The following is a 226-nucleotide window of genomic DNA, read 5'->3' as shown; positions in this document are numbered from 1 at the left end:
GAACGGCTCGTTGCCCACGTGCTGGCTGGCGCACAGCACCGCATGGCCCAGGCCCTTGGCCTCCCCCTGGCGCACGTAGTGGATGGGCCCCAGGTTGGAGGCGTGCTCCACGGCGGCAAGCTTGTCCGTGTCACCCTTCCGCTCCAGGGCACCTTCCAGGCCGGGTTCCCGGTCAAAGTGGTCCTCCAGGGCGCGCTTGTTGCGGCCCGTAATCATCAGCAGGTCG

Annotated in this window: 1 pseudogene; it reads right to left on the bottom strand. The window is 68.6% G+C overall.

Features of this window, described 5'->3' with window-relative positions:
- A pseudogene (locus tag ASF72_RS20865) lies at nucleotides 1–226 on the bottom strand (UTP--glucose-1-phosphate uridylyltransferase); the annotation flags it as partial.

Origin of the sequence: Arthrobacter sp. Leaf141, assembly GCF_001424565.1 — a bacterium.
Lineage (GTDB): Bacteria > Actinomycetota > Actinomycetes > Actinomycetales > Micrococcaceae > Arthrobacter.
This window is presented reverse-complemented; position numbering and strand designations above follow the sequence as displayed.